This window comes from Phaeovulum sp., from assembly GCF_047638075.1.
GTDB lineage: Bacteria > Pseudomonadota > Alphaproteobacteria > Rhodobacterales > Rhodobacteraceae > UBA6197.
In genome coordinates this window covers 37,432-59,875 of the sequence record NZ_JBLJBV010000028.1, presented here as the reverse complement: position 1 = coordinate 59,875, position 22,444 = coordinate 37,432, and the positions used below count along the sequence as shown (strand labels likewise).

The following is a 22,444-nucleotide window of genomic DNA, read 5'->3' as shown; positions in this document are numbered from 1 at the left end:
GCGTCTCGGCCATCAGATCGCGCGGCTTGATCGAGGGGGACAGGCGAAGCCGGCCATGCGATTTTGCGGGTTCGTCGGTCATTTTTCCCGTGCCTCGCGCAGCATGGTGTCTTTGATGTGTTTCAGCGCGGTCTTGCCCTGACCGCTGTGGTTCAGGTTCAAAAATGCGGTCTTCTGCGCGGCGGTCTGGCCAATATTGGCGCGTCCGGCGCGGGGCAGGGCGGCACGCACGTTAGCCGGTACGCCGACAAGGTCCAGCACGATATCCCCCGGACCGGCATGGCCATCGGCGTAGTCCTCAAGCGCTGCGATATGGGTGCGGCTGGGGGCAAGGGCGGCGGCGATGCGCTGCGCCTCAACCGCCGGGTCGATCAGGTCGGGAAAGCGGGCGCGGAACGCATCGAACGTCTCTGTCAGGTGGATCGAGCGCAGCAAATGCCCATAGACAGAATGAATCCAGTCTTCGCGTTCGCGGGTGGTGAACAGGAACTCGACTGTGGCACCCGGAAAGCGGCGCAAAATCTCGCGTCGCAGCTCGCGGCAGATTGGCACCGCTGAAAAGGCATAGCCGCGAATCGTCCGCCGCAGCCAGTTGCGGTGCCCCGGCATTACCCCGGCGAATGTTTCGCGTGACAGCACGATTACCGGCGCTGCGGGAACGGCGTTCAGAAAGGCGCGGATCGCGCGGCGAAAGGCCCAACGCCGCCAGAAGAACGGGCGCTGCGCATAGAGGCGCGCATAGCTGCCCGCGTTGATGAAATCAGCCTTGCCGTAGAACGCGAGATAGGGGGCAAGCGCCTTGCGGTGTTGGCCAAGATACGCTTGCAGGCTGGATGTCCCGGTTTTGTGAAACCCCGCGTGGACAATGACCCGCGTCATTCGGCCTCCTCGGGCGGGTCGACGATGATCCGGCCTTCGGTCAGGTTCACGGTGGGCACAATGGCGCGTGTGAACGGCAGCAAAAGCGCCGTTTTGCGCCCCGGTGCGTAGACTTCCAGAATGTCGCCCGCGCCATGGTTGTGAACGGCCCGCACCTGACCCAGACGCGCGCCGCCGGTGTCCAGCACCTCAAGGCCGATCAGGTCGGTGTGGTAGAATTCGTCATCGGGAAGCGAGGGCAGCTTTTCGCGGTCCGCCCAGAGGGTGACGCCCTTCAGCGCATCGGCCTCTTCCTTGGTGGCGATGCCGGTCAGCCGCACACCCAGGGCACCCGCGATAGTGCGCGTCAGTTTGACCCCAAAGCTGCGGCTGCCATCTTCGGTGTAAAGCGGCGCGTAGGCCACGATGTCTTCGGGGGTCGTGCAGAAGCTTTTCAGCCGCACCTCGCCCTGAACACCAAAAGCGCCCGCAATGGCGCCGACACAGGTTCTGTCACCTTGGGTCATCGGGGGCTCCTTATAGGGAGGGCCGGGCAACGCTGCCCGGCCCGAATTTCCAACGAAAGATTGGCGGCTTATTCAGCAGCCGCTTCTTCAGCAGGGGCGGCCGATTTGGCGGCTTTTTCTTCGGCGCGCTTCACGGCTTTTGCACCCGGAGTACCGGTTTTGGGGTTGTTGCGGGCGGCTTTTTCACGGACGCCGGCGGCTTCCAGGAAGCGGGCCACACGGTCGGTCGGCTGGGCGCCCTGGCCGAGCCAGTATTGCACGCGCTCCATATCCATTTTCACGCGATCTTCGCTGTCTTTGGCCAGCAGCGGGTTGTAGGTGCCCAGCTTTTCCAGAAAGCGGCCATCGCGCGGCATGCGGCTGTCGGTTGCGACAATAGCGTAATGCGGGCGCTTTTTAGAGCCACCACGGGCCAGACGGATTTTCATCGACATATCATAGTCTCCTTGGGTTTGGTTTGGCCGGGCAAATGCCGGTTATTTCTGTAGTATTTCGTGATGCCTGATGACTTCAGAGATGATGAAGGTCAGGAATTTCTTGGCAAATTCAGGGTCAAGATCGGCCTCAGAGGCCAGCCGTTCCAACCGCTCGATCTGGCGCGCCTCGCGGTTGGGGTCGGAAGGGGGCAGCGCATGTTCGGCCTTCAGGCGCCCCACGGCCTGCGTGTGTTTAAAGCGTTCGGCCAGCGTATAGACCAAAATTGCATCCAGCCGGTCGATGCTTTCGCGGTGCGATTTCAACACCGCTTCGGCGCGGGTCACGTCATCTGTCAGGGCCATCTCCGCCGTGGGGGAAAGGTTGCTTTGGCTCATTTCTTTTTGCCCATGCCGCCAAGACCTGACAGACCACCCGGCAGTTTCAACCCGCCAAGACCACCCATGCCACCCAGACCGCCGGGCATCTTGCCTTGCAGCGCCTTTGCGGCCTGTTCCATCTGTGCGGGGTCCATGTTGGCCATATCGGGCATGCCGCCCTTGCCACCCTTGCCGCCCATCATTCCCTTCATCGCCTGTTTGAGCATCCCGCCCTTGCCCATCTTTTTCATCGTATCGGCCATCTGGCGATGCATCTTCAAAAGACGGTTCAGTTCGGACACTTCCAGCCCGGACCCGGCAGCGATGCGCTTTTTGCGGCTGGCTTGCAGCAGATCGGGGTTGGCGCGTTCGCGTTTGGTCATCGAGTTGATCAGCGCCATCTGGCGGCGGATGGTGCGGTCGTCAAAGCCTGCATCCTCGGCGGCCTTGGCCATTTTGCCCATGCCGGGCATCATCCCCATGACGCCCTGCATGCCGCCCATTTTCAGCATCTGATCCAGCTGGCTTCTCAGGTCGTTCATGTTGAACAGTCCCTTTTGGAACCGCTTCATCATTCGCTCGGCCTGCTCCAGTTCCAGCGTTTCCTGCGCCTTCTCGACAAGGGCGACAATGTCACCCATGCCCAGAATACGCCCGGCCACGCGGCTGGGTTCAAACACCTCAAGCGCATCCAGCTTTTCGCCAAGACCCACAAAACGGATCGGTTTGCCGGTCACCGCCCGCATGGAAAGGGCCGCGCCGCCGCGCCCGTCGCCATCCATCCGGGTCAGCACGACGCCGGAAATGCCGACCTTGCCGTCAAACTCTGCGGCGACGTTCACCGCGTCTTGGCCGGTCAGGCCATCGACCACCAGCAGGGTTTCGCGCGGCTGCGCCACGTCGCGGACGGACTGGACCTCATCCATCAGCACTTCGTCGATGTGCAGACGCCCGGCGGTATCAAGCATGTAGACGTCATAGCCGCCCAGGGTTGCCTGTTGCTTGGCCCGTTTGGCGATCTGCACGGCCGACTCGCCCTTGACGATGGGCAGCGTGTCGACGCCGATCTGCGTCCCGAGGATCTGCAACTGCTCCATCGCGGCGGGGCGGTTGGTGTCGAGCGACGCCATCAAGACGCGCTTGGCGTTCTTGTCTTTCAGCCGTCGGGCCAGTTTGGCCGTGGTTGTGGTTTTACCCGACCCTTGCAGACCCACCATCAAAATGGCCGAGGGCGGGTTGTCAATTTTCAGCGCTTCGGGTTCATCGTCACCGGCCAGAACGCGGACCAGTTCATCGTGGACGATCTTTACGACCTGCTGGCCCGGCGTGATGGATTTGGTCACGGCCTGCCCGGCGGCCTTGCCTTCGACCGCCTTGATGAAATCGCGCGCCACCGGCAAGGACACGTCGGCCTCCAGCAGCGCGACCCGCACTTCGCGCAGCGCGGCGCTGACATCGGCTTCGGACAGCGCGCCTTGCTTGGTCAGTCGGTCAAAGACACCGCCAAGGCGTTCTGAAAGGTTCTCGAACATCTCACGGCCCTCCTTGGGCAAATACCGCAAACCGGCCAATCAAACGACAATCGCACCCGTGGGCGCAACGCGCTGACGGATGGCGATCCCTGACCGCATCAGGGACCGGAAGCCTTATGCCTCCGGGGGAATCTGGGGGTTCTTATGCAAATCGGACGACAGAGTCAACAAAGGTGCTTTGCAGTTGGCGGTATTGCGATCGGCGGGCTGCGCAAGCGCCGGTTTGCTTTTCCGCCGAAGGCCCTTGATCGCGCATCCCCCAAATGTTAGTGATAGATAACTAACTAAGCGAGTCGTACATGTTGATCCGAAAATCTGCCGAGGACCGAAAGGGTGAAATCATCGCCGTGGCGCTGCGACTGGCCGATGAACTGGGGCCGGACCGCCTGACCACAAACGCGGTGGCGCGCGCGGTTGGCCTGACGCAACCCGCTATTTTTCGCCATTTCGCCAGCAAACAGGCGCTGTGGCTTGCCGTTGCTGAACATATTTCCGAAACACTGGCGCTGGCGTGGCAAATGGCGCTGCACCCCCAAGATACGCCCTTGCAGCGTATTGAGGCGCTGATCGCGGCGCAGTTTCATCAGATCGCGCAGACCCCGGCGCTGCCCGCGATCTTGTTTTCGCGTGAACTGAATATCGAAAATGCCCCGCTGCGGCAGGTGTTTCAGACCCGCCTAGCCGAATTTCAGGCGCTACTGGCCGCAGAATTGTCCCAGGCCTGTGACGCGGGGGCCATAGGCGCGGATCTGGCGCCCGATGATGGCGCGGTGTTGCTGACATCGCTGGTGCAGGGCCTGGCGATAAAGTGGTCGCTTGGGGCGCGTGGGTTCGTGCTGCAAGACGAGGGCGCACGGTTATTGAAGGTGCAACTGGCGCAGTTTGCGCCCAAACCTGAAGGAGCAAATTAATGCGGCGGTCAATGCGGACAGGTATTGGAATTGGCATTGTGGTGCTTGTCATTGGTCTTGGCACCGCCTTCTTGATGCGCCGGCCGTTATCGGTCCCGGTGGCCGCATCGGTGCAGGATGTGGCGCTACGGGTCTATGGCCTTGGTACGGTCGAGGCGCGAATCCTGGCGCGGATCGGGTTCGAGGCGGGGGCTGGCGTCACGGATCTGGCGGCGGATGCCGGTGACCATGTGACCCGCGGGCAGGTTCTGGCGCAGCTGAGTACGGTCGAGCAAGAGGCACGGGTTGCGCGTGCGCGCGCGGCACTGACAGCGGCGCGCGCCAGCCTGGCCAAGGCCAAGGCCAATGTGGCGCGGGCAGGCGCGGTGCTTGCTCAGCGCGAGGCTGCCAACCTGCGTCAACAGGAATTGGCCGGGCGCAGTACGATCTCGGCCCAGTCCGCCGAGGAATCGCAGCGCGATGTTGATGTGGCCCGTGCCGATCAGGCGGTTGCCGTGGCTGATGTGGCCGTTGTGCAGGCACAGGCCGAGGACGCCGCCGCCGCGCTATCTTATGAACAGGCCCTGTTGGCGCAGCGCGCCCTGAGGGCCCCGTTTGATGCCGTGATCGTCGAACGTCACGCCGAGGCGGGCGATGTGGTCCGGGCGGGTGACGCGATATTCACCCTGATCGACCCGGCAACAATCTGGATTCTGGCCTACATTGATGAGGAACGCGCCGGGGCATTGGCCTTGGGGCAAACCGCCGAGATTCGGCTTCGGTCCCTGCCGCATCAGACGTTCAGCGGCGAGGTTGCGCGGATCGGGCTTGAAAGCGACCGGATAAACGAAGAACGCCGCGTTTGGCTGACCTGCACCGATTGCCCCACGCAGATGTTTCTGGGCGAACAGGCCGAGGTGCGTATAACATTGGGCCAGCTTTCGCAGGCGGTGATGGTGCCAGAAATCGCGATCAACGGTTTCGACGGGCACACCGGCCGGGTCTGGGTGGTGAACAATGGCAAATTGGCGCAACTTCCCCTGACCTTTGGCGCGCGCAGCGAAGATGCCCGCGTCGAGGTGGTCGCTGGGCTGCCTGACGGTGCAAAGATCGTCTCGGCCCCGATCAAGGGTCTGACCGAGGGGCGCCTTGTGCGTGCGACCACACCGGAGGCCGGGCAATGAACCTTGCGCTACGCGATGTGCAGCACAACCTGTTTCGCTTTTTGCTGACCTGTCTGGGCCTTAGCCTGTTGATGGCGGTCGTCTTGGCGATGATCGGCATTTATAACGGGCTGGTGGCCGATGCGCTGAATATCGTGCGCGCGCCGCAGGTCGATCTTTGGGTGGTCGAGGCGGGAACCAAAGGCCCCTTTGCCGAAGCCTCGAAAGTGCCGGCCGATACGCGCGATGCGGTGGCCCGGCTGCATGGTGTGGCCCAGGCGGGCTCGATCACCTATCAGACGGTAGAGGCGGAATATGGCGCAGACACCGTGCGGATCTATGTCATTGGTTATGAACGCGGACGTCCGGGCGGCCCTGCGCAGATTGCCGAGGGGCGCGGGTTGGAACAAAGCCACTTTGAGATGGTTGCAGACGCCAAGACCGGCCTGACGCTGGGTGACACGATACGGCTGGGGCGCAACCGCTTTACCGTGGTGGGGCTGGTGCGCGATACGATGAACTCGGGTGGTGATCCCGCAGTTTTCATAACCCTTGCTGACGCACAGGTGCTGCAAAGCCAGCTTGACCCCGCTGCTGCACGCATAAAAATCGCGCGGGATGGCAAAATAGGGGGTGAAAGCACGGTTGCGGCGGTGATCGCCCGGCTGGAACCCTCTGCCGATTCCGCGGCGCTTGGCCAGACGGTAAAGCAGTGGAAACACCTTGAGGCGATGACCCAGGCCGAGCAAGAGGACCTGCTGATCCAGTCGGTGGTAGATAAGGCCCGGCGTCAAATTGGCCTCTTCCTGGGGATCTTGCTGACCGTCTCGGCGGTTGTGATCGCGCTCATCATCTACACGATGACGATGGAAAAGTTGAAACAAATCGCTACGCTGAAACTGATCGGGGCGCCTGATCGCACTATCGTCGGGTTGATCGTGCAGCAATCGTTGGCGCTTGGGCTGGTCGGGTGGGGCTTTGGCCTCGTGCTTATACTGGCGCTGAAAGACAACTTCCCGCGCCGCGTGGTGCTGGAGCCGATAAACGTTGCGGTGTTGGGTGCAATCATCTTCGGGGTCTGTATTGCGGCCAGCGGGCTCGGCGTGCGCGCCGCGTTGAAGGTCGATCCCGCTACGGCACTCGGAGGCTGAACAATGGTAGAACATAAAGGAACCGTAATTGTCGATCTGAAGGGTGTCTCAAAACACTATGGTGAGGGCGATACCCGCGTGGATGCGCTGCGTGCGCTGGACCTATCGGTCAGCGCCGGCGAGGTCGTGGCGCTGCTGGGGCCGTCGGGATCAGGTAAAACGACACTGCTGAACGTGATCGGCTGTATCATCGACCCGTCAGCGGGGCAGGTAGTGCTGGATGGAGAGACTGTGTTTGACGGCCGTTGGTTACGCGGCGATCTGCGGCGGTTGAGGCTCGATAAGATCGGGTTCATCTTTCAGGCGCATAACCTGTTGCCGTTTCTGACAGCGCTGGAAAATGTAGCACTTGTGTTGCATCTGGCCGGCCACCCGGCTGCCGCCGCGCAGGCCCGCGCACAAGAATTGCTGGACTACCTTGAAGTAGGCCACCGCGCCCGTGCAATGCCCGCGCTACTATCGGGCGGCGAGGCGCAGCGCGTGGCAATCGCGCGCGCGTTGGCCAATAGCCCACGCATCATTCTGGCCGATGAGCCAACGGCAGCCCTTGACAGTAAACGTGCCGGGATCGTGATGGATCTTTTGCGCAAACTCGCAAGCGAACAGGATGCCTGCATCATTGCCGTGACTCATGATGAAAAGATCCTTGACCGCTTTGACAAGCTGTTTCACCTGCGCGACGGGCGGCTGGAGCAGGACACTGCAAGCCTGATGGAGATGTCATCATGACGGGGCGTAAAACGTTGGGATGGGTGGCGCTGATTTTCGGCGCGCTGACTGTTGTCGCTGGCGGACGAGCGTTGTTTGGCGGCGCTGATATGGGGGCTGTTGTGCCTTTCGTCCTGTGGTTCAATTTCAGCGCGGGTTTTGCCTATATGCTGGCTGGTTACGGGCTGTTGTCCCGAAAACCCTGGGCCGCATCGCTGGCTGTGGCGATCTTTGTTGCCACATTATTGGTAGGGTTGGCCTACGGTGCCCATGTCTTGGGGGGAGGCGCACACGAAACGCGCACCACCGGCGCCATGATCATGCGGACGGGCGTTTGGGCCGTTATCGCGCTGATGGCGTTGCGGCAGCAAAAATAGATGCCCAAGTCAAATTTCGTTGGCGGAAATACTCCCGCCGGAGGCTCCTGGTGGCCGCCACAGAAGCCTCCGGCGGGAGTATTTCCGCCAACGAAAAGCATAGCTACTGTGCCGCAATTGACGCAGGTACAGCAAGGGCAACGATGTCCATCATGATCCGGTTGAGTTCGAAATCCTTGGGCGTGTAAACACGGATAACGCCGAAACCGAGCAATTTTTCGGCGTCTTCCTCGGGGATGATGCCGCCGACGACGACAGGTATATGGCTCAGCCCGGCGTCGTGCATTCGGGTCATCAATTCTTCGACCAACGGAATGTGCGACCCTGACAGGATTGAGATGCCTACCACATGAGCCTCATCTTCGATCGCCTTGGCGACAATCTGTTCGGGGGTCAGGCGGATCCCGTCATAGGTGATATCCATGCCACAATCACGGGCACGAAAGGCGATTTGTTCAGCGCCGTTGGAGTGGCCGTCAAGCCCCGGCTTGCCAACCAGAAATTTCAGCCGCCGCCCCAGTTTCGATGAGGCGACATCAACGGCGGCGCGGATTTCCTCAAGCCCCTCGGTGCGGTTGGAGGGGTTGCGCGACACGCCTGTAGGGCCACGGTATTCGCCATGAACCTGGCGCATGACGCCAGCCCATTCGCCTGTCGTCACCCCGGCCTTGGCGGCGGCAATCGAGGGGGGCATGATGTTTTCACCCGCAGTCGCTGCGGCCCGAAGGGCGGTCAGCGCTGCGGCTACGCCCTTGGCATCGCGCGTCGCACGCCAGGTATTCAGCCGCCCGATCTGGTCGTCTTCGACGCCCGGTTCCACCACCATGATGGCGCCATCGCCCGCCGTCAGCGGCGACGGCTCACCCTGTTGCCAGCGGTTCACCCCGACAACCACGGTCTCATTCGTCTCAATCCGGCCCAGCCGCGCGGCGTTGCTTTCCACCAAGCGGCCCTTCATGTAGTCGATGGCGGCAATTGCACCGCCCATTCCGTCAAGCGTGGCCAGCTCTTCACGGGCGCCCGTTTTCAACGCTTCGACTTTGGCGGTGATTACCGGGTTGCCATCAAACAGGTCGCCGTATTCCAGCAGGTCGGTTTCATAGGCCATGATCTGCTGCATTCTAAGCGACCATTGCTGATCCCAAGGGCGCGGCAGGCCCAAAGCCTCGTTCCATGCCGGAAGCTGCACCGCGCGGGCGCGGGCGTTCTTCGACAACGTTACCGCCAACATCTCGATCAGGATCCGGTAGACGTTGTTTTCGGGTTGTTGTTCGGTCAGGCCAAGGCTGTTGACCTGCACGCCGTAACGAAAACGCCGGTATTTTTCCTCTTCGATATTGTAACGCTCGCGGCAGATTTCGTCCCACAGTTCGGTAAAGGCGCGCATCTTGCAAAGTTCGGTCACGAAGCGGATGCCCGCGTTCACGAAAAACGAAATTCGCCCCACCATTGCGGGAAATTCGGCCGGGGCGATTTTGCCCTTCAGATCGTCCAGCACCGCCACGCCGGTGGCAAGCGCAAAGGCCAGTTCCTGTTCCGGTGTCGCCCCCGCCTCTTGCAGGTGATAGGAACAGACGTTCATCGGGTTCCATTTGGGCAGGTGACGGGCGGTATAGGCCGCAACATCGGTGATCATGGTCAGCGATGGTTTTGGCGGGCAGATATAGGTGCCGCGCGACAGATACTCTTTCACCAGATCGTTTTGCACCGTGCCTTGCAGGGCGTGAATATCGGCGCCCTGTTCCTCGGCCACGGCGATATATAGGGCCAAAAGCCATGGTGCCGTGGCGTTGATTGTCATTGAGGTGTTCATCCGGTCCAGCGGGATCTGATCGAACAGCGTGCGCATATCGCCCAGATGGCAGATCGGCACGCCGACCTTGCCAACCTCACCACGCGACAGGATATGATCGCTGTCATACCCGGTCTGGGTGGGCAGATCGAAGGCGACGGACAGGCCTGTCTGCCCCTTGGCCAGGTTCCCCCGGTAAAGCGTGTTTGACTTTTCCGCCGTGGAATGGCCCGCGTAGGTCCGAAAAAGCCAGGGTTTATCCTTGGCGGGTGCGGCTTTGGGGGCGGCGTCAGTCATGGCGGTCTCCGATTCCTGTCGCAAGAAAGTTGCGGTTACTGCTGAGTTATGCGGAAGAATGTGTCGCTGTCAATTCGCTGCGATGCGGCATTATAAGATATGCCGGGCAATAGTTCTGCCGTGCGCAATAGATGTTGCCAAATCATCGGGCGCTCGGGCAGGGTGCGCGCGCCTTGGCATGCGTCAGGGCGAATGGTTGTTTACAGGGTATGAAATGAAACTGACCTATATTTCCACGTCCGCCATTGCGGTGCTTTTGACGATTTCGCTGGCGTGTCCGGCAGTGGCTGCGAACCGCAAGGTCAACGTCACCAATATGACGAATTACACCATTATTGAGTTTTACGGCTCAAATTCCGGTAGCGATTCCTGGGAGGAAGATATTCTTGGCGATGAGGTGCTGGGGCCGAATGACACGGTGACAATCAACTTTGATGATGCGAGCAACTACTGCATCTTTGATCTGCGGGCCGTGTTCGAAGACGGTGATGAGGTCATCGAAGAGGGTTTCGACGCCTGCACTACAGGTGAGTTGACCTTCAAATAAGTCCCTTTGCACATCTGTATGACCCCGTTTCGCCCAGAATGCTGCGCTTGCGGGGTCATATAATTACAAAAATGTCGCGTTTCGTATTGCATTGTTGCGCGGTGAAACGTATTCCCTAGGTCAAAGCCCGCCGATTCTGCGGTGCGGCAACAGCAGACAGGAGGCCCGCATGGCTCTGGACATCAAAACCGGGATTGCGCCCTACGACGCGCCACAAAAAGACCTCTACGAGGTTGGTGAAATGCCGCCCCTGGGGCATGTGCCAAAGTCGATGTATGCGTGGGCGATCCGTCGTGAACGCCACGGCGAGCCCGACAAGGCCATGCAGGTCGAGGTCGTGGACACCCCCACGATCGACAGTCAGGAAGTGCTGGTTCTGGTGATGGCCGCCGGGGTCAATTACAACGGTATCTGGGCCGGTCTGGGTATTCCGATCAGCCCGTTTGATGGCCACAAGCAACCCTACCACATTGCCGGTTCAGATGCCGCGGGCATCGTTTGGGCTGTGGGTGACAAGGTAAAGCGCTGGAAAGTCGGTGATGAAGTGGTGATCCACTGCAATCAGGACGATGGCGACGACGAAGAATGCAACGGCGGCGACCCGATGTTTTCGCCCAGCCAGCGGATCTGGGGCTATGAGACCCCCGACGGATCGTTCGCGCAGTTCACCCGCGTGCAGGCGCAGCAGTTGATGGCGCGGCCAAAACATCTGACGTGGGAGGAAAGTGCCTGCTATACGCTGACGCTGGCCACCGCTTACCGGATGCTGTTTGGCCACCGGCCGCATATCCTTAAACCCGGTGATAATGTGCTGGTCTGGGGGTCCTCAGGGGGGCTTGGCTCCTATGCGATCCAGTTGATCAATGCGGCGGGGGCAAATGCGATTGGCGTGATCTCGGAAGAGGATAAACGCGATTTCGTCATGGGGTTGGGGGCCAAAGGGGTCATCAACCGCAAGGATTTCAATTGTTGGGGGCAGATGCCCACGGTCAATACCCCCGAATACGCCGCCTGGTTCAAGGAAGCGCGCAAATTTGGCGCGGCGATCTGGGACATCACCGGCAAGGGCAACAACGTCGATATGGTGTTTGAACATCCGGGCGAGGCAACATTCCCCGTTTCGGTGTTTGTGGTCAAGCGCGGCGGCATGGTGGTGATCTGCGCAGGCACCACCGGGTTTAACCTGACGTTTGATGTGCGCTATCTGTGGATGCACCAAAAACGTGTGCAGGGCAGCCATTTCGCCAACCTCAAGCAGGCGTCGGCGGCCAATAAACTAATGCTGGAACGCCGGCTGGACCCTTGTATGAGCGAAGTTTTCCCATGGGCCGAAATCCCCTCGGCGCATATGAAAATGTACAAGAATCAGCATAAACCCGGCAATATGGCGGTTCTGGTGCAATCTCCGCGTGCCGGTCTGCGCACCTTTGACGATGCGCTGGAAGCCAGCCCCAAGCCCTGAGCGTCAGTGCAGGCCCGCGTCAGACCTCTGGCGCGGGTTTGCCATGTTGCGATCACTCCAGATCCCATAGCTTGACTTCACCCACCTCGACCGAGTTTCCGGCCGGGTCGCGGATATAGACGGAATGGGCGCCGTTGGGCCAGATGTGGTAGTGTTCAACCGCAATCCCCAGACTGCGAAAATGGTCACGCCATTGGCCGACCTCTGTGGCATCCTGCGCGCGAAAGCAAAAATGCCCCGCCCCTGTTGCGCCGTGGCGCGGAATGGCGATGGCGGGATCTTCGTGCGCTGAAAATGCGGGATTGAACACCAAAAGCATCTGGGTGCCGCAACGCAGGAACACCAGGCGATCATCCGCCTTTGACACCACCGTCAGGCCAAAGACATCGCGGTAAAACGCCTCGGCGGCGTCAATATCCTTGGCGTAGATTGCGGTTTCCAGCAGGGCCGTGGCAGGTTTCATTGCCTCTCTCCATGTTGATGCGGCCAGTGTGCCACGGTTTGAGGCAGTAGCAAAACCTTTGGCGCGCGTGGCCTCGCGCCTCTTTCGCCTTGCCGCGCCGGGCTTTAAGGTTGCAGCCATGAACCATACCCCGTCCCCCCCCGCGATTGTGTTTTCCGAAGATCAGGCCGAGGCTTGGGACCGGGTTGCCGACGCGCTGTCCGCAGCAGGGGTGGACCTGACCGAGGCCACGACCATGCCCGACGGCGGCGGAAACCGCGTCTTGTCGGTGATCGGCAAGGCGGGGTCGGGCAAAACGATGCTGCTGGCCGCGCTATACAAGGCGTTGGAGGCGGCGGGCGTCGAAACCGTTTCGGGCGATTACGAAAGCAAGAAGCGCAAGGATAAACGCACACTGGCAATTTTGGCCCCGACCAACAAAGCCGCCTCCGTGCTGCGCAATCGGGGCGTGCCAGCGACGACCATTCACCGTATCTTGTATACGCCGGTTTATGACCCGCAGTATGAGCGCATTGCCGAATGGCTGGCAGGGCAGGGCACGCGCCCCACGCTGGATGGTCTGGGGATCAACGGGCTGACCGAAGAGGCACTGGACCGGGCCAAGGCATTTTACGATCAGGTCAAATCCATCCCCGGTGCACTGGCCTCGGCTGGTTTGCGCGGGTCAGACTTCATTCAGGGGTGGAAGCGGCGTGAAGACCCGCTTGATATTGGGTTTGTCGATGAATCCTCGATGCTGGATGAGCGCCAGTTCGATGATCTGCGCGAAATCTTTCCCACCCTTGTGCTGTTTGGCGATCCGGCGCAGTTGGCCCCGGTCAACCAATCGGGCGAGATGGTGTTTGAGCGCCTGGGCGCCGAGAAAAAGCTGATCCTGCACCGTATCCACCGCCAGACGCAGGATAGCCCGATCCTTGACCTTGCCCATGCGCTGGGAGATGATTCCCTGACCTTCGAGGCATTCGAGCGGATGGTAGAAGAGGCCGCGCGGTGCGATGACCGCGTGGTCTGGGCCGAACGGGTGGAAAGCGACTTGATGGCGCGCAGCCCGGTGCTGGTCTGGCGCAATGCAACGCGGATCAGGCTGATTCAGGCGTTCCGCAACGCCCACCTGGCCCCCGCCGATGTGCTTTTGCCCGGCGAGCCGTTGATTTGCGACGGGATCGAACTGCCGCTCAAACACCGCAAGAAACGCATCGACCTGGAGGCCCGCGGCCTGATCAAAGGGGCGCAAGTCATCTACCTTGGCCCCGGCAAGAAGCCGGGATTTTCGCGGCTGCATGTCATTGGTGCCGAAGATCCGCGGATCTCGGCGGCCTCGATCATCAAGATCGAAATCCCGGATCAGGAAGAACCCTTCATTCCGTTTGCCGCGCGGATGGGGGCCGCCTTTCTGCACGGCGCGGCGGTGACCATCCATAAGGCGCAGGGTTCGCAGTGGGAAAATGTGCAGGTCTTTGCCCCTGACCTTTACGCCGCCTACCGCGCGGGCCGCACCGAAGCGGGAATCCCCCTCTGGAAGCGCCTCGCCTATGTCGCCATCACCCGTGCGCAGCATCGCCTGCTTTGGGTTGTGAAAAATCGTCTTGCGCGTCCCTTGGCGCCGCTTTCGACCGATGACCTGCCGCGGGGCACTGCCCCCTTGTCGTTGGCCCCCGACGAAGATTAATCCTCAAAAAGAAGGCTGGGGCTTTAAAGGTGCGGCCGGGCGGCCTAGTCTTGGGGCGATCGTTTCAGGGGAGGGTGCGGATGCGCTGCGTTTTCGTTCAATTTCGGTGCCAACCGGGCAAGACCTACGAGGTGGCCGATGCCGTCTATGACCGCGAGGTGGTAAGTGAGCTTTATTCAACCTCGGGCGAATATGATCTTATTGCCAAGGTCTACATCCCCGAAGACGAGGATGTGGGGCAGTTCCTGACCAAGGCGTTGTTCGATATTCCGGGAATCAGCCGGACACTGACCACAATGACGTTCCGGGCATTCTGATGGGGGTCATGGTGATTACCGGCGCCAGTTCCGGTATTGGCCGTGCGGTCGCCGAACGCGCGTTGGCAAGCGGCTGGCAGGTGGCACTTTTGGCACGGCGGGCGGATCTGTTGGAGGAAATTGCAGGCGGGCAGTCTGATGGCTTGGCGCTGCCGTGCGATATTACCGATGAAGCGGCCGTTGCGAATGCCTTTGCAAGCACAGTGGCAAGATTTGGTCGGGTTGATGTCTTGTTCAACAACGCAGGCAGCTTTCCCCCCGGCGCATTGATTGATGAAATCAGTCTGGAGCAGTGGCAACGCACGCTGGATGTGAACTTGACGGGGATGTTTCTATCTGCGCGGGCCGCTTTTTCGCAGATGCGCACCCAAGACCCGCAAGGTGGCCGGATCATCAACAATGGCTCGATCGCGGCGACGACGCCGCGCCCCGGTTCGGTATGCTATACGGCCAGCAAACATGCGGTGACCGGGTTGACCAAAAGCCTCGCGCTTGACGGGCGGCCCTACGGCATTGCGGCGGGCCAGATTGACATCGGCAACGTGCGTACTGACCTCGCGGCCCGGATGGAAAAGGGCGTGCCCCAGGCCGATGGCAGTATCCGCCCGGAACCGATGATGGAGGTGGCCGATGTGGCCAGTGCGGTGTTGCATATGGCCAGCCTGCCTGCGGGGGCGAATGTGCTGCGGATGACCGTTATGGCGACGACAATGCCCTTTGTCGGCCGGGGTTGACGGCACTTCAAAGCGACCCGGCCAAGCCCCCCACATTCAGGCGCGAGCGATAGCCAGCGCAAGGGGTAGTGCGTGCGCAAAAGCATCCATCGCTACCACCGGCCCACAGGAAACACGAATGCAACGGTCCTGCGGCGCGATAAAGGGCATCCGTGCGAAGATGTCGTTTGCGGTCAGTGCGGCCAGCGTCGATCGGGCAAAGGCACCGTCTGCGCCGCAATCCATGGTGACGAAATTGGTAGCTGACGGCAATGGGATCAGCCCGTTGGCCACGGCGATTTCGGCCAGACGGCGCCTGGAGCCCGCCACCTCGGCGCAGACATGGGCCAGCCAGCCCTGATCAGCCAGCGCCGCCAGCGCCCCCGCCTGACTGATCCGGCACATGCCAAAATGGTTGCGGATCTTGTTGAACGCGGCAATCAGCGGTGCCGCCCCGATCGCATAGCCCACCCGCGCCCCCGCCATGCCATAGCCTTTGGAAAAGGTGCGCATGCGAATGACCCTTGGATCGTCAGGGTCAAGATCGGGAGCGGTGCCTTTCGGGGCAAGGTCGATATAGGCTTCGTCCAGCACGATCAGCGTGCCTTGCGGTGTGCGCGCGACCATCTCGGCAATGGTGGCGGCAGGGTGGTGGCTGCCCATCGGATTGTCGGGGTTGGCAATATAAAGCAGTTTGGCCCCGGTCCGGTGCGCCGCGGTCAGCAACGCCTCGGGGTCTTCGTGGTCGCCGTTATAGGGTAGCTTGTGCAGCAGCCCGCCAAAGCCCGCGACATGATAGTTGAACGTGGGATAAGCCCCGTCCGAGGTTACAACCGCATCGCCCGGCCCCACCAACAGCCGCGCGAGATACCCCAAAAGCCCGTCGATGCCTTCGCCCACAACGATGTTTTGCGGCCCACACCCATGATGCGCCGCCAACGCCTTGCGCAGATCGTGATTTTCCGGGTCGCCGTACATCCAGACTTCGGCGGCCGCCGATGCCATCGCCGCAACTGCGCGGGGCGATGGGCCAAAACCATTTTCATTCGCACCCAACCGGGCGGCAAAGGCCCGTCCGCGCAAACGCTCTTGCGTCTCGGGGCCGACGAAGGGCACAGAGGCGGGCAGGGTCTGAACAAGGGGCGTGTAGCGTGGGCCGATCATGCCATCAGCCGTAAGGCGAATTCCCGCGCCTCGCAAGAGGGCGTGGCCGCTCACATGACTTTGCGTCACGGCCCGGTGCAAGGGCGGTGACCCGGCGCGCCGCCACCGCTATCATTGGCCGACAGTAAAGGAGGTGCCGATGACCCGCGTGACCCTGACCATGGACAAGGGTGTAGCCCATGTTACCCTGTCCCGCCCTGAAAAGATGAACGCCGTCGATATGGAAATGCTGGATGCGGTTCTGGCAATGGGTGACCATCTGGCCGGGGTTGAGGGCCTGCGCGCTGTGGTGATTTCGGGCGAGGGCAAAGCCTTTTGTGCGGGCCTTGATGTGGCCAGCTTCGCGATGCTCGCGGCAAGCAATCCCGAGGGCCTGATCATGCCGCGCAGCCACGGTGACGCCAACCGGTTTCAGCACTTTGCGCTGGTCTGGCGCAGCTTGCCGGTGCCGGTAATCGCAGCGCTGCATGGCGCATGCTTTGGCGCGGGGTTTCAACTGGCGCTGGGGGCTGATATCCGCGTCGCTTCTCCGGAAGCACGGCTTGCGGTGATGGAAATGAAATGGGGGTTGATCCCCGATATGGGCGGTATGGTGCTGTTGCCGGAACTGACGCGCGGCGATGTCATCCGCCACCTGACCTACACCGCCGAACCCATCGCCGCCGCCCAGGCCGAACGCTGGGGCCTCGTCACCGAGATCGCGGCAGATCCGCTGGCCCGCGCGATGGCGCTTGCGCATACCATCGCGGGCAAAAGCCCCTCGGCGGTTCGCGCGGCCAAGCGCCTGATCGGGCTGGCCCTTACCGCCGATGCGGCCACGGTGCTGAATGCGGAATCGCGCGAACAGACCGGCCTTGTGGGGAAACCTGATCAGATGGAGGTCATCGCCGCCAATCTGGCCAACCGCCCGGCTGTGTTTGATCAACGTTAGCCTTTGTCGGGTCTGAATACCCCTGTCATAGGCCCCCCCGATGGCAGATGCGCCCAGACGCGGGGTATTCAGACCCGAAATATCAGCCCAGATCTGCCAGCCGCTGAAGCGCGCCACGGATCTTGGCCGCCTCTTCTTCACCGGCGGCCAGCTGTTCGCGGTTTTCCGCGACCACATCTTCGGGGGCCGAGGCGAGGAATTTAGGGTTGTTTAGCCGCCCGCGCAGCCCGCTCAGTTCCTTTTCCAGCTTGTCATAGGTTTTGGTCAGGCGAGTCTTTTCTGCGGCCACATCAATCACCCCGTCCAACGGCAGGGCAAATTCCGCACCCGGCACCGCGATCGAGATTGCCCCTTTCGGGGTGCCCCCTTCGGTCACGCTGTCGATCCGGGCAAGACGGAAGATCAACGCCTCGTTGCGGGTCAGGGCTGTGCGGGCGGTGTCATCCGCCTGGGCCAAAAGCATCGGCAGCTTCAGCGCTACCGGAACCCCCATCTGTGTGCGCGCCGAGCGGATATCTTCGATCAGCCCGATCACCCAGTTTATTTCACGCATTGCCTCGGCATCTATCAATTCGGCGCCATAGGTCGGCCAATCGCCATGCGCCAGCATCTTGGCCCGGGTTCCGGTCAGCGCCCATAGCTCTTCTGTGATGAAGGGCATGATCGGGTGGGTCAGCAGATAGCACTGATCCAGCACCCAGCGCATGGTGGCGCGGGTTTCGGCGGCGTGCTCGCCGTCAAACAGGGGCTTGGCAAATTCCACATACCAGTCGCAGACCTTGCCCCAGACAAAGGCATAAAGCGCGTTTGCCGCATCGTTGAAACGGTAGTTCGAAAGCGCCTCGTCAACCGCTTCGCGCACCCGCGCGGTTTCCGAAATGATCCAGCGGTTCACGGTATGGCTGGCCTCGGGCACGCCCACCACCGCGGCGGCCTCAAACACGCCGTTCATTTCGGCAAAGCGGGTAGCGTTCCAAAGTTTGGTGCCAAAGTTGCGGTAGCCGGCAATCCGTTGCGTCGAAAGTTTCAAATCGCGCCCCATTGCTGCCATCGCGGTCAGGGTAAAGCGCACCGCATCCGTGCCGTATTCGTCAATCAGCTCCAGCGGGTCCAGGACGTTGCCTAACGATTTGGACATCTTCTTGCCCTTCTCGTCGCGCACCAGCGGGTGCACATAGACGGTGCGGAACGGCACATCGCCCACCACGGCAAGCTGCATCATCATCATCCGTGCGACCCAGAAAAAGATGATGTCAAAGCCGGTGATCAGCACCGAGGTCGGAAAATATTTCTGCAACTCGGGCGTGTTTTCGGGCCAGCCGAGCGTGCCGATGGGCCAAAGCCCTGATGAAAACCAGGTGTCCAGCACATCCGGGTCACGCCAAACCGGATATACCAGCTTTGAGGGATCCTGATCCACCGCGTACTCCGCCAGTGCGTCGGCCAGACGAAGCATGGCGGTGTGTTTGTCTGCAACCTCGATGATCTTGGCATGGGCAATCGGGTTTGGGGTGTCGGCTATCTCGTCGCGAAAGGCGCCCTCCACCTCCTCGAATGAGGCTGCGCAATGGGTCACTTCGCCGGCATGAACCATCCCGCCATCAATCAGCAGTTTCAGCAGGTCCACCTCGTCAAGGTCGCCTTCTTCGCCTATTGGCGCCTCATACCCCAGATCAAGACCATACCAGACCGGGATCTGGTGCCCCCACCAAAGCTGGCGCGAAATGCACCACGGTTCGATATTCTCAAGCCAGTGAAAGTAAACCTTCGCATCGCGTTCGGGCAAAATCTGGGTGCGCCCGTCGCGCACCGCGTCAATCGCGGGCTGCACGATTCTGGCGGTGTCAACAAACCACTGATCGGTCAGCATCGGCTCGATCACCACTTTCGAGCGGTCGCCAAAGGGCTGCATGATCAATTTGTTTTCTACATAGGGCACCAAAACGGTTTCTTCGCCGTCATCGGTCTCGTGTGTCTCATGGATCATCACGGCAAGCCCGGCGGCGTTGATATCCTCAATCACCGCCTTGCGGGCCTCAAACCGATCCAGCCCCCGGTATTTTTCCGGCACAAGATTCAACCCGTCCACCTCGGCCTCCGAGGCGGCGCGCCCGGCGGCAATCTCGCGGGCGCGGTCCACGGCCTCCTCATAGGGCTGGTCATCTGCCCGCATCGCACCTTTGGTATCCATCAGGCGATACATCGGCAGGCCGCACCGCTTGGCCACCTGGTAATCGTTGAAATCATGCGCGCCGGTAATCTTTACCGCGCCAGACCCGAAATCCGGGTCCGGGTATTCGTCCACGACAATCGGGATCAGACGATCACACAGCGGCAGATGCACCATCTTGCCGACAATCGGCGCATAGCGTGTGTCCAGGGGGTTCACCGCAACGGCGCCGTCGCCCAACATCGTTTCCGGCCGCGTAGTGGCGATTGAGATGTAATCGCGGGTCTCGCGCAGGGTTATGGCCCCGTCTGCGTCCTTTTCGATGTATTCATAGGTCTCGCCTCCGGCCAGCCGGTATTTGAAGTGCCACATATGGCCCTTCACCTCGACATTCTCGACCTCCAGATCCGAAATCGCCGTTTCAAAATGCGGGTCCCAGTTGACCAGCCGCTTGCCGCGGTAGATCAGACCCTTGTTGTGCATCTCGACAAAGACCTTGATCACCGCCTGCTGGAAATGCGCATCCATCGTAAAGGCGTTGCGCGACCAGTCACAAGATGCGCCCAACCGCTTGAGCTGGTTGATGATCGTGTCACCCGACTGCTCTTTCCACTCCCAGACCTTTGCCAAAAACGCCTCACGGCCCAGCTCGCGCCGGCTTGGCTGGCCATTTTTCGCCAACTCCCGCTCAACCACCATCTGGGTGGCAATCCCGGCATGGTCCTGCCCCGGTTGCCACAACACGTCAAACCCGCGCATCCGGTGCCAGCGCACCAGAATGTCCTGAAGCGTGTTGTTGAACGCGTGGCCCATATGCAGCGATCCGGTCACATTCGGCGGCGGGATCATGATGCAAAACGTCTCATCGCGCGAGGCATTCGCCCCCGCGGCAAAGGCGCCCGCCGCTTCCCATCGGGCGGCGATACGGGCTTCGGCTTCGGTCGGGTGGTAGGTTTTTTCCATCGGCATCGTCGTGCATCCTGCTTGGTTGTCGCTTGTTTAACGAACCCCCCCGCCGAGGGAAAGCCTTTGCCCCTTTTCGTTGGCCCAAATACTCATACCCGGCTCTACACGGCGCGATCCATTTTTGTGGAAAGATGGATCAGGCTCTCTGACGACTTCACTCCGGTCATCTCACCGATATGATCCAGCACAATATCAAGTTGCGTGGTGGAGGGCGCGGCCAGTTGCAACAACAGATCCACCCGGCCCGAGGTGGTGTGGATTCGCTCGACCTCGGGCACCGCCTTCAGGCGCGTCAGAATTCCCGCCTGCGCCCGTGGCTCGATCGTCAGCAAAACGGTCGCCCGGATGCGCCCCTGACGCGCGGCTTCGCCCAGCTTGACAGTGTAGCCGGCGATCATGCCGGTTGTTTCCAACCGCTCCAGCCGTGCCTGAATCGTTGAGCGCGCAACCTTCAATCGCCGCGCCAGCGTGGCCACTGACATGCGCGCATCGCCGCCCAGCAGGCCCAAAATGTTGCGATCCAGTTCGTCCATTTGCCCTCACCAACAGTTTGACCGGAGTTTTCGTCATTATAACCATCCAACACCACACTTCTAGTCTTTAGATCGGTAAACTTGTGCCCCATATCGCCCTGACGAAAGTTCAGGAAAAGGGCGGCTCATCCGCACCTGGCCTGGTTGGTTGAAACGCGTAAGCGTCTCCCGACCCGTAAAGCCGGGGCAAGAGGTGGCTGCGTTCTGTTGGCAGGAGCGTGCTGATGGGACTCTCGAAAACTATTTGGGCTATGCCTTCCGAAATCATCCGCATCAAGGAACCCGATCACCCGGTTCTGGTGTTTGCGCCCACCGTTCTTCAGGCGACCGCGCGGCGGTTTCTGGCCGGTTTTCCCGGGCTCGTGACCTATGCGGTAAAATCCAACCCCGATGAGATGGTAATCCAGAATCTGGTTGCCGCGGGGGTCAAGGGGTTTGACGTCGCGTCCCCGTTTGAAATTGATCTGATCCGTCGCCTCGCACCCGGGGCGGCGCTGCACTATCACAACCCGGTGCGGGCGCGCAGCGAAATTGCCCATGCGGTTGCCGCCGGGGTCAAATCCTGGTCGGTCGATTCGATCTCCGAGTTGGAGAAACTGATTGCGCAGGTTCCTGCCGAAGATTGCGAAATCTCGGTTCGCTTCAAGCTACCGGTAAGCGGTGCGGCCTATAACTTTGGTGCCAAATTCGGCGCGACCGCAGACCTGGCCGCCCAGCTTTTGGCGCGGGTGGCCCAGGCGGGTTTCGTTCCGTCGCTGACCTTTCATCCGGGTACGCAATGCACGGATCCGATGGCGTGGGATGCCTATATCCGCACCGCCGCCCAGATCTGCGCTGAGGCTGGTGTTCAGCCCCGCCGGCTGAATGTGGGGGGTGGCTTTCCATCGCACCGCAACGTCGGCCCCGCACCCGTGCTGGAGACGATATTTTCCCTGATTGATCGTGTCGCCACAGAGGCATTTGGCGATGCCCGCCCGGCACTGGTGTGCGAACCGGGCCGCGGCCTTGTGGGCGATGCGTTTTCACATATCACCCGCGTCAAAGCGCTGCGTGACGGGGTGCATGTCTTTCTCAATGACGGGGTTTATGGTGGTTTGGCCGAATTACCGCTGATTGGTAATATCGACCGGATTGAGGTGATTTCACCTGAAGGAAAAATTCGCCGGGGCGCAACGATCCCCCGCGTCGTTTTTGGCCCCACCTGCGACAGCGTCGATCGTCTGCCGGGCGATCTGGACCTGGCGGGCGACCTTGAAGAGGGCGACTTTGTCGTGTTTCACGGCATGGGCGCCTATTCCTCTGCGACCAATACCCGGTTCAACGGTTTTGGGGCGATGGAAACTGTTACCGCCATGTCTTTGCGCTTTGAAACGGCCTGAAACGGACACGGCTTCGTCAATGACCTGACAAGATCCTTGCC

Annotated in this window: 22 protein-coding genes; 12 read left to right on the top strand and 10 right to left on the bottom strand. The window is 61.0% G+C overall.

Annotation, left to right across the window (positions count from 1 at the left end):
- Positions 1-78: 78 nt before the first annotated feature.
- From ACM62R_RS04240 to ffh, 5 genes are all read right to left on the bottom strand, one after another.
- The gene (locus tag ACM62R_RS04240) at positions 79-879 is read right to left on the bottom strand and encodes a hypothetical protein (protein WP_415182814.1); all 801 of its coding nucleotides are present in this window, start codon (positions 877-879) and stop codon (positions 79-81) included.
- Positions 876-1,385, bottom strand: coding sequence for a ribosome maturation factor RimM (rimM, locus tag ACM62R_RS04235; RefSeq protein WP_415182813.1), 510 nt, complete (start codon positions 1,383-1,385; stop codon positions 876-878). The genes ACM62R_RS04240 and rimM overlap by 4 nt, the downstream gene beginning before the upstream one ends.
- Before the next feature lie 68 nt (positions 1,386-1,453).
- Complete coding sequence (gene rpsP / locus ACM62R_RS04230; protein WP_415182812.1) at positions 1,454-1,819, bottom strand: 30S ribosomal protein S16; 366 nt, start codon at positions 1,817-1,819, stop codon at positions 1,454-1,456.
- A gap of 42 nt (positions 1,820-1,861) precedes the next feature.
- Positions 1,862-2,164, bottom strand: a complete 303-nt coding sequence (locus tag ACM62R_RS04225; RefSeq protein ID WP_415182816.1) for a chorismate mutase — start codon at positions 2,162-2,164, stop codon at positions 1,862-1,864.
- Positions 2,165-2,193: 29 nt separating this feature from the next.
- Positions 2,194-3,711 carry a signal recognition particle protein gene (ffh, locus tag ACM62R_RS04220; RefSeq protein ID WP_415182811.1) on the bottom strand — a complete coding sequence of 506 codons (1,518 nt, stop codon included), beginning with the start codon at positions 3,709-3,711 and terminating at the stop codon, positions 2,194-2,196.
- 299 nt (positions 3,712-4,010) lie between these two features.
- Between ffh and ACM62R_RS04215 the strand changes: the two genes are divergently transcribed.
- Genes ACM62R_RS04215 through ACM62R_RS04195 form a run of 5 tightly spaced genes read left to right on the top strand, consistent with a single transcriptional unit; the run spans position 4,011 to position 8,000 of the window.
- Positions 4,011-4,622, top strand: coding sequence for a TetR/AcrR family transcriptional regulator (locus ACM62R_RS04215; RefSeq protein ID WP_415182810.1), 612 nt, complete (start codon positions 4,011-4,013; stop codon positions 4,620-4,622).
- A complete protein-coding gene (locus ACM62R_RS04210) occupies positions 4,622-5,785 on the top strand; it encodes an efflux RND transporter periplasmic adaptor subunit (RefSeq protein WP_415182809.1) in 1,164 nt (387 codons plus the stop codon). Before ACM62R_RS04215 ends, ACM62R_RS04210 begins: the two co-directional genes overlap by 1 nt.
- The gene (locus ACM62R_RS04205) at positions 5,782-6,915 is read left to right on the top strand and encodes an ABC transporter permease (RefSeq protein ID WP_415182808.1); all 1,134 of its coding nucleotides are present in this window, start codon (positions 5,782-5,784) and stop codon (positions 6,913-6,915) included. The genes ACM62R_RS04210 and ACM62R_RS04205 overlap by 4 nt, the downstream gene beginning before the upstream one ends.
- Before the next feature lie 3 nt (positions 6,916-6,918).
- On the top strand, positions 6,919-7,644 hold the full coding sequence (locus ACM62R_RS04200; protein WP_415182807.1) for an ABC transporter ATP-binding protein: 726 nt from the start codon (positions 6,919-6,921) through the stop codon (positions 7,642-7,644).
- On the top strand, positions 7,641-8,000 hold the full coding sequence (locus ACM62R_RS04195; RefSeq protein WP_415182806.1) for a hypothetical protein: 360 nt from the start codon (positions 7,641-7,643) through the stop codon (positions 7,998-8,000). Before ACM62R_RS04200 ends, ACM62R_RS04195 begins: the two co-directional genes overlap by 4 nt.
- Positions 8,001-8,103: 103 nt before the next feature.
- Here ACM62R_RS04195 and ACM62R_RS04190 read toward each other — a convergent pair whose 3' ends face one another.
- Positions 8,104-10,089, bottom strand: a complete 1,986-nt coding sequence (locus ACM62R_RS04190; protein ID WP_415182805.1) for a protein meaA — start codon at positions 10,087-10,089, stop codon at positions 8,104-8,106.
- Between the two features lie 214 nt (positions 10,090-10,303).
- On the opposite strand from ACM62R_RS04190, the gene ACM62R_RS04185 reads away from it, so the two are divergent.
- Positions 10,304-10,636, top strand: a complete 333-nt coding sequence (locus ACM62R_RS04185; protein WP_415182804.1) for a hypothetical protein — start codon at positions 10,304-10,306, stop codon at positions 10,634-10,636.
- 169 nt (positions 10,637-10,805) lie between these two features.
- The gene (gene ccrA / locus ACM62R_RS04180; RefSeq protein ID WP_415182803.1) at positions 10,806-12,098 is read left to right on the top strand and encodes a crotonyl-CoA carboxylase/reductase; all 1,293 of its coding nucleotides are present in this window, start codon (positions 10,806-10,808) and stop codon (positions 12,096-12,098) included.
- A gap of 52 nt (positions 12,099-12,150) precedes the next feature.
- Here the strand turns inward: ccrA and ACM62R_RS04175 are convergent, their stop codons facing one another.
- On the bottom strand, positions 12,151-12,561 hold the full coding sequence (locus ACM62R_RS04175) for a VOC family protein (protein WP_415182802.1): 411 nt from the start codon (positions 12,559-12,561) through the stop codon (positions 12,151-12,153).
- 118 nt (positions 12,562-12,679) lie between these two features.
- Here ACM62R_RS04175 and ACM62R_RS04170 point away from each other — a divergent pair, with 118 nt between their 5' ends.
- The 3 genes from ACM62R_RS04170 (at position 12,680) to ACM62R_RS04160 (ending at position 15,281) form a co-directional block, all read left to right on the top strand.
- Positions 12,680-14,230: an ATP-dependent DNA helicase gene (locus tag ACM62R_RS04170; protein WP_415182801.1), complete on the top strand. Its 1,551-nt coding sequence runs from the start codon at positions 12,680-12,682 to the stop codon at positions 14,228-14,230.
- An 80-nt stretch (positions 14,231-14,310) separates the two neighbouring features.
- Positions 14,311-14,547: an Lrp/AsnC ligand binding domain-containing protein gene (locus tag ACM62R_RS04165; RefSeq protein WP_415182800.1), complete on the top strand. Its 237-nt coding sequence runs from the start codon at positions 14,311-14,313 to the stop codon at positions 14,545-14,547.
- Positions 14,547-15,281 carry an SDR family oxidoreductase gene (locus ACM62R_RS04160; protein ID WP_415182799.1) on the top strand — a complete coding sequence of 245 codons (735 nt, stop codon included), beginning with the start codon at positions 14,547-14,549 and terminating at the stop codon, positions 15,279-15,281. The genes ACM62R_RS04165 and ACM62R_RS04160 overlap by 1 nt, the downstream gene beginning before the upstream one ends.
- Positions 15,282-15,317: 36 nt before the next feature.
- Here the strand turns inward: ACM62R_RS04160 and ACM62R_RS04155 are convergent, their stop codons facing one another.
- Positions 15,318-16,424 (bottom strand): pyridoxal phosphate-dependent aminotransferase, encoded by a 1,107-nt coding sequence (locus ACM62R_RS04155; protein ID WP_415182798.1) that lies wholly within the window; start codon positions 16,422-16,424, stop codon positions 15,318-15,320.
- A gap of 139 nt (positions 16,425-16,563) precedes the next feature.
- Here ACM62R_RS04155 and ACM62R_RS04150 point away from each other — a divergent pair, with 139 nt between their 5' ends.
- Positions 16,564-17,355, top strand: coding sequence for a crotonase/enoyl-CoA hydratase family protein (locus tag ACM62R_RS04150; protein WP_415182797.1), 792 nt, complete (start codon positions 16,564-16,566; stop codon positions 17,353-17,355).
- A gap of 82 nt (positions 17,356-17,437) precedes the next feature.
- Here the strand turns inward: ACM62R_RS04150 and ACM62R_RS04145 are convergent, their stop codons facing one another.
- The gene (locus ACM62R_RS04145; RefSeq protein ID WP_415182796.1) at positions 17,438-20,494 is read right to left on the bottom strand and encodes a valine--tRNA ligase; all 3,057 of its coding nucleotides are present in this window, start codon (positions 20,492-20,494) and stop codon (positions 17,438-17,440) included.
- Positions 20,495-20,592: 98 nt separating this feature from the next.
- On the bottom strand, positions 20,593-21,024 hold the full coding sequence (locus tag ACM62R_RS04140) for an Lrp/AsnC family transcriptional regulator (RefSeq protein ID WP_415182795.1): 432 nt from the start codon (positions 21,022-21,024) through the stop codon (positions 20,593-20,595).
- Between the two features lie 224 nt (positions 21,025-21,248).
- Between ACM62R_RS04140 and ACM62R_RS04135 the strand changes: the two genes are divergently transcribed.
- A complete protein-coding gene (locus tag ACM62R_RS04135) occupies positions 21,249-22,403 on the top strand; it encodes a type III PLP-dependent enzyme (protein ID WP_415182794.1) in 1,155 nt (384 codons plus the stop codon).
- Positions 22,404-22,444 lie beyond the last annotated feature (41 nt).

Bases quoted from the DNA above. Each gene is read 5' to 3' on its own strand.
- ffh (WP_415182811.1), bottom strand. From the start codon at position 3,711: ATGTTCGAGAACCTTTCAGAACGCCTTGGCGGTGTCTTTGACCGACTG.
- rimM (WP_415182813.1), bottom strand. From the start codon at position 1,385: ATGACCCAAGGTGACAGAACCTGTGTCGGCGCCATTGCGGGCGCTTTT.
- ACM62R_RS04205 (WP_415182808.1), top strand. From the start codon at position 5,782: ATGAACCTTGCGCTACGCGATGTGCAGCACAACCTGTTTCGCTTTTTG.
- ACM62R_RS04160 (WP_415182799.1), top strand. From the start codon at position 14,547: ATGGGGGTCATGGTGATTACCGGCGCCAGTTCCGGTATTGGCCGTGCG.
- ACM62R_RS04165 (WP_415182800.1), top strand. From the start codon at position 14,311: ATGCGCTGCGTTTTCGTTCAATTTCGGTGCCAACCGGGCAAGACCTAC.
- ACM62R_RS04190 (WP_415182805.1), bottom strand. From the start codon at position 10,089: ATGACTGACGCCGCCCCCAAAGCCGCACCCGCCAAGGATAAACCCTGG.
- ACM62R_RS04210 (WP_415182809.1), top strand. From the start codon at position 4,622: ATGCGGCGGTCAATGCGGACAGGTATTGGAATTGGCATTGTGGTGCTT.
- ACM62R_RS04135 (WP_415182794.1), top strand. From the start codon at position 21,249: ATGGGACTCTCGAAAACTATTTGGGCTATGCCTTCCGAAATCATCCGC.
- ACM62R_RS04170 (WP_415182801.1), top strand. From the start codon at position 12,680: ATGAACCATACCCCGTCCCCCCCCGCGATTGTGTTTTCCGAAGATCAG.
- ACM62R_RS04200 (WP_415182807.1), top strand. From the start codon at position 6,919: ATGGTAGAACATAAAGGAACCGTAATTGTCGATCTGAAGGGTGTCTCA.
- ACM62R_RS04155 (WP_415182798.1), bottom strand. From the start codon at position 16,424: ATGATCGGCCCACGCTACACGCCCCTTGTTCAGACCCTGCCCGCCTCT.
- ACM62R_RS04185 (WP_415182804.1), top strand. From the start codon at position 10,304: ATGAAACTGACCTATATTTCCACGTCCGCCATTGCGGTGCTTTTGACG.
- ACM62R_RS04175 (WP_415182802.1), bottom strand. From the start codon at position 12,561: ATGAAACCTGCCACGGCCCTGCTGGAAACCGCAATCTACGCCAAGGAT.
- ccrA (WP_415182803.1), top strand. From the start codon at position 10,806: ATGGCTCTGGACATCAAAACCGGGATTGCGCCCTACGACGCGCCACAA.
- rpsP (WP_415182812.1), bottom strand. From the start codon at position 1,819: ATGTCGATGAAAATCCGTCTGGCCCGTGGTGGCTCTAAAAAGCGCCCG.
- ACM62R_RS04150 (WP_415182797.1), top strand. From the start codon at position 16,564: ATGACCCGCGTGACCCTGACCATGGACAAGGGTGTAGCCCATGTTACC.
- ACM62R_RS04240 (WP_415182814.1), bottom strand. From the start codon at position 879: ATGACGCGGGTCATTGTCCACGCGGGGTTTCACAAAACCGGGACATCC.
- ACM62R_RS04195 (WP_415182806.1), top strand. From the start codon at position 7,641: ATGACGGGGCGTAAAACGTTGGGATGGGTGGCGCTGATTTTCGGCGCG.
- ACM62R_RS04140 (WP_415182795.1), bottom strand. From the start codon at position 21,024: ATGGACGAACTGGATCGCAACATTTTGGGCCTGCTGGGCGGCGATGCG.
- ACM62R_RS04225 (WP_415182816.1), bottom strand. From the start codon at position 2,164: ATGGCCCTGACAGATGACGTGACCCGCGCCGAAGCGGTGTTGAAATCG.
- ACM62R_RS04145 (WP_415182796.1), bottom strand. From the start codon at position 20,494: ATGCCGATGGAAAAAACCTACCACCCGACCGAAGCCGAAGCCCGTATC.
- ACM62R_RS04215 (WP_415182810.1), top strand. From the start codon at position 4,011: ATGTTGATCCGAAAATCTGCCGAGGACCGAAAGGGTGAAATCATCGCC.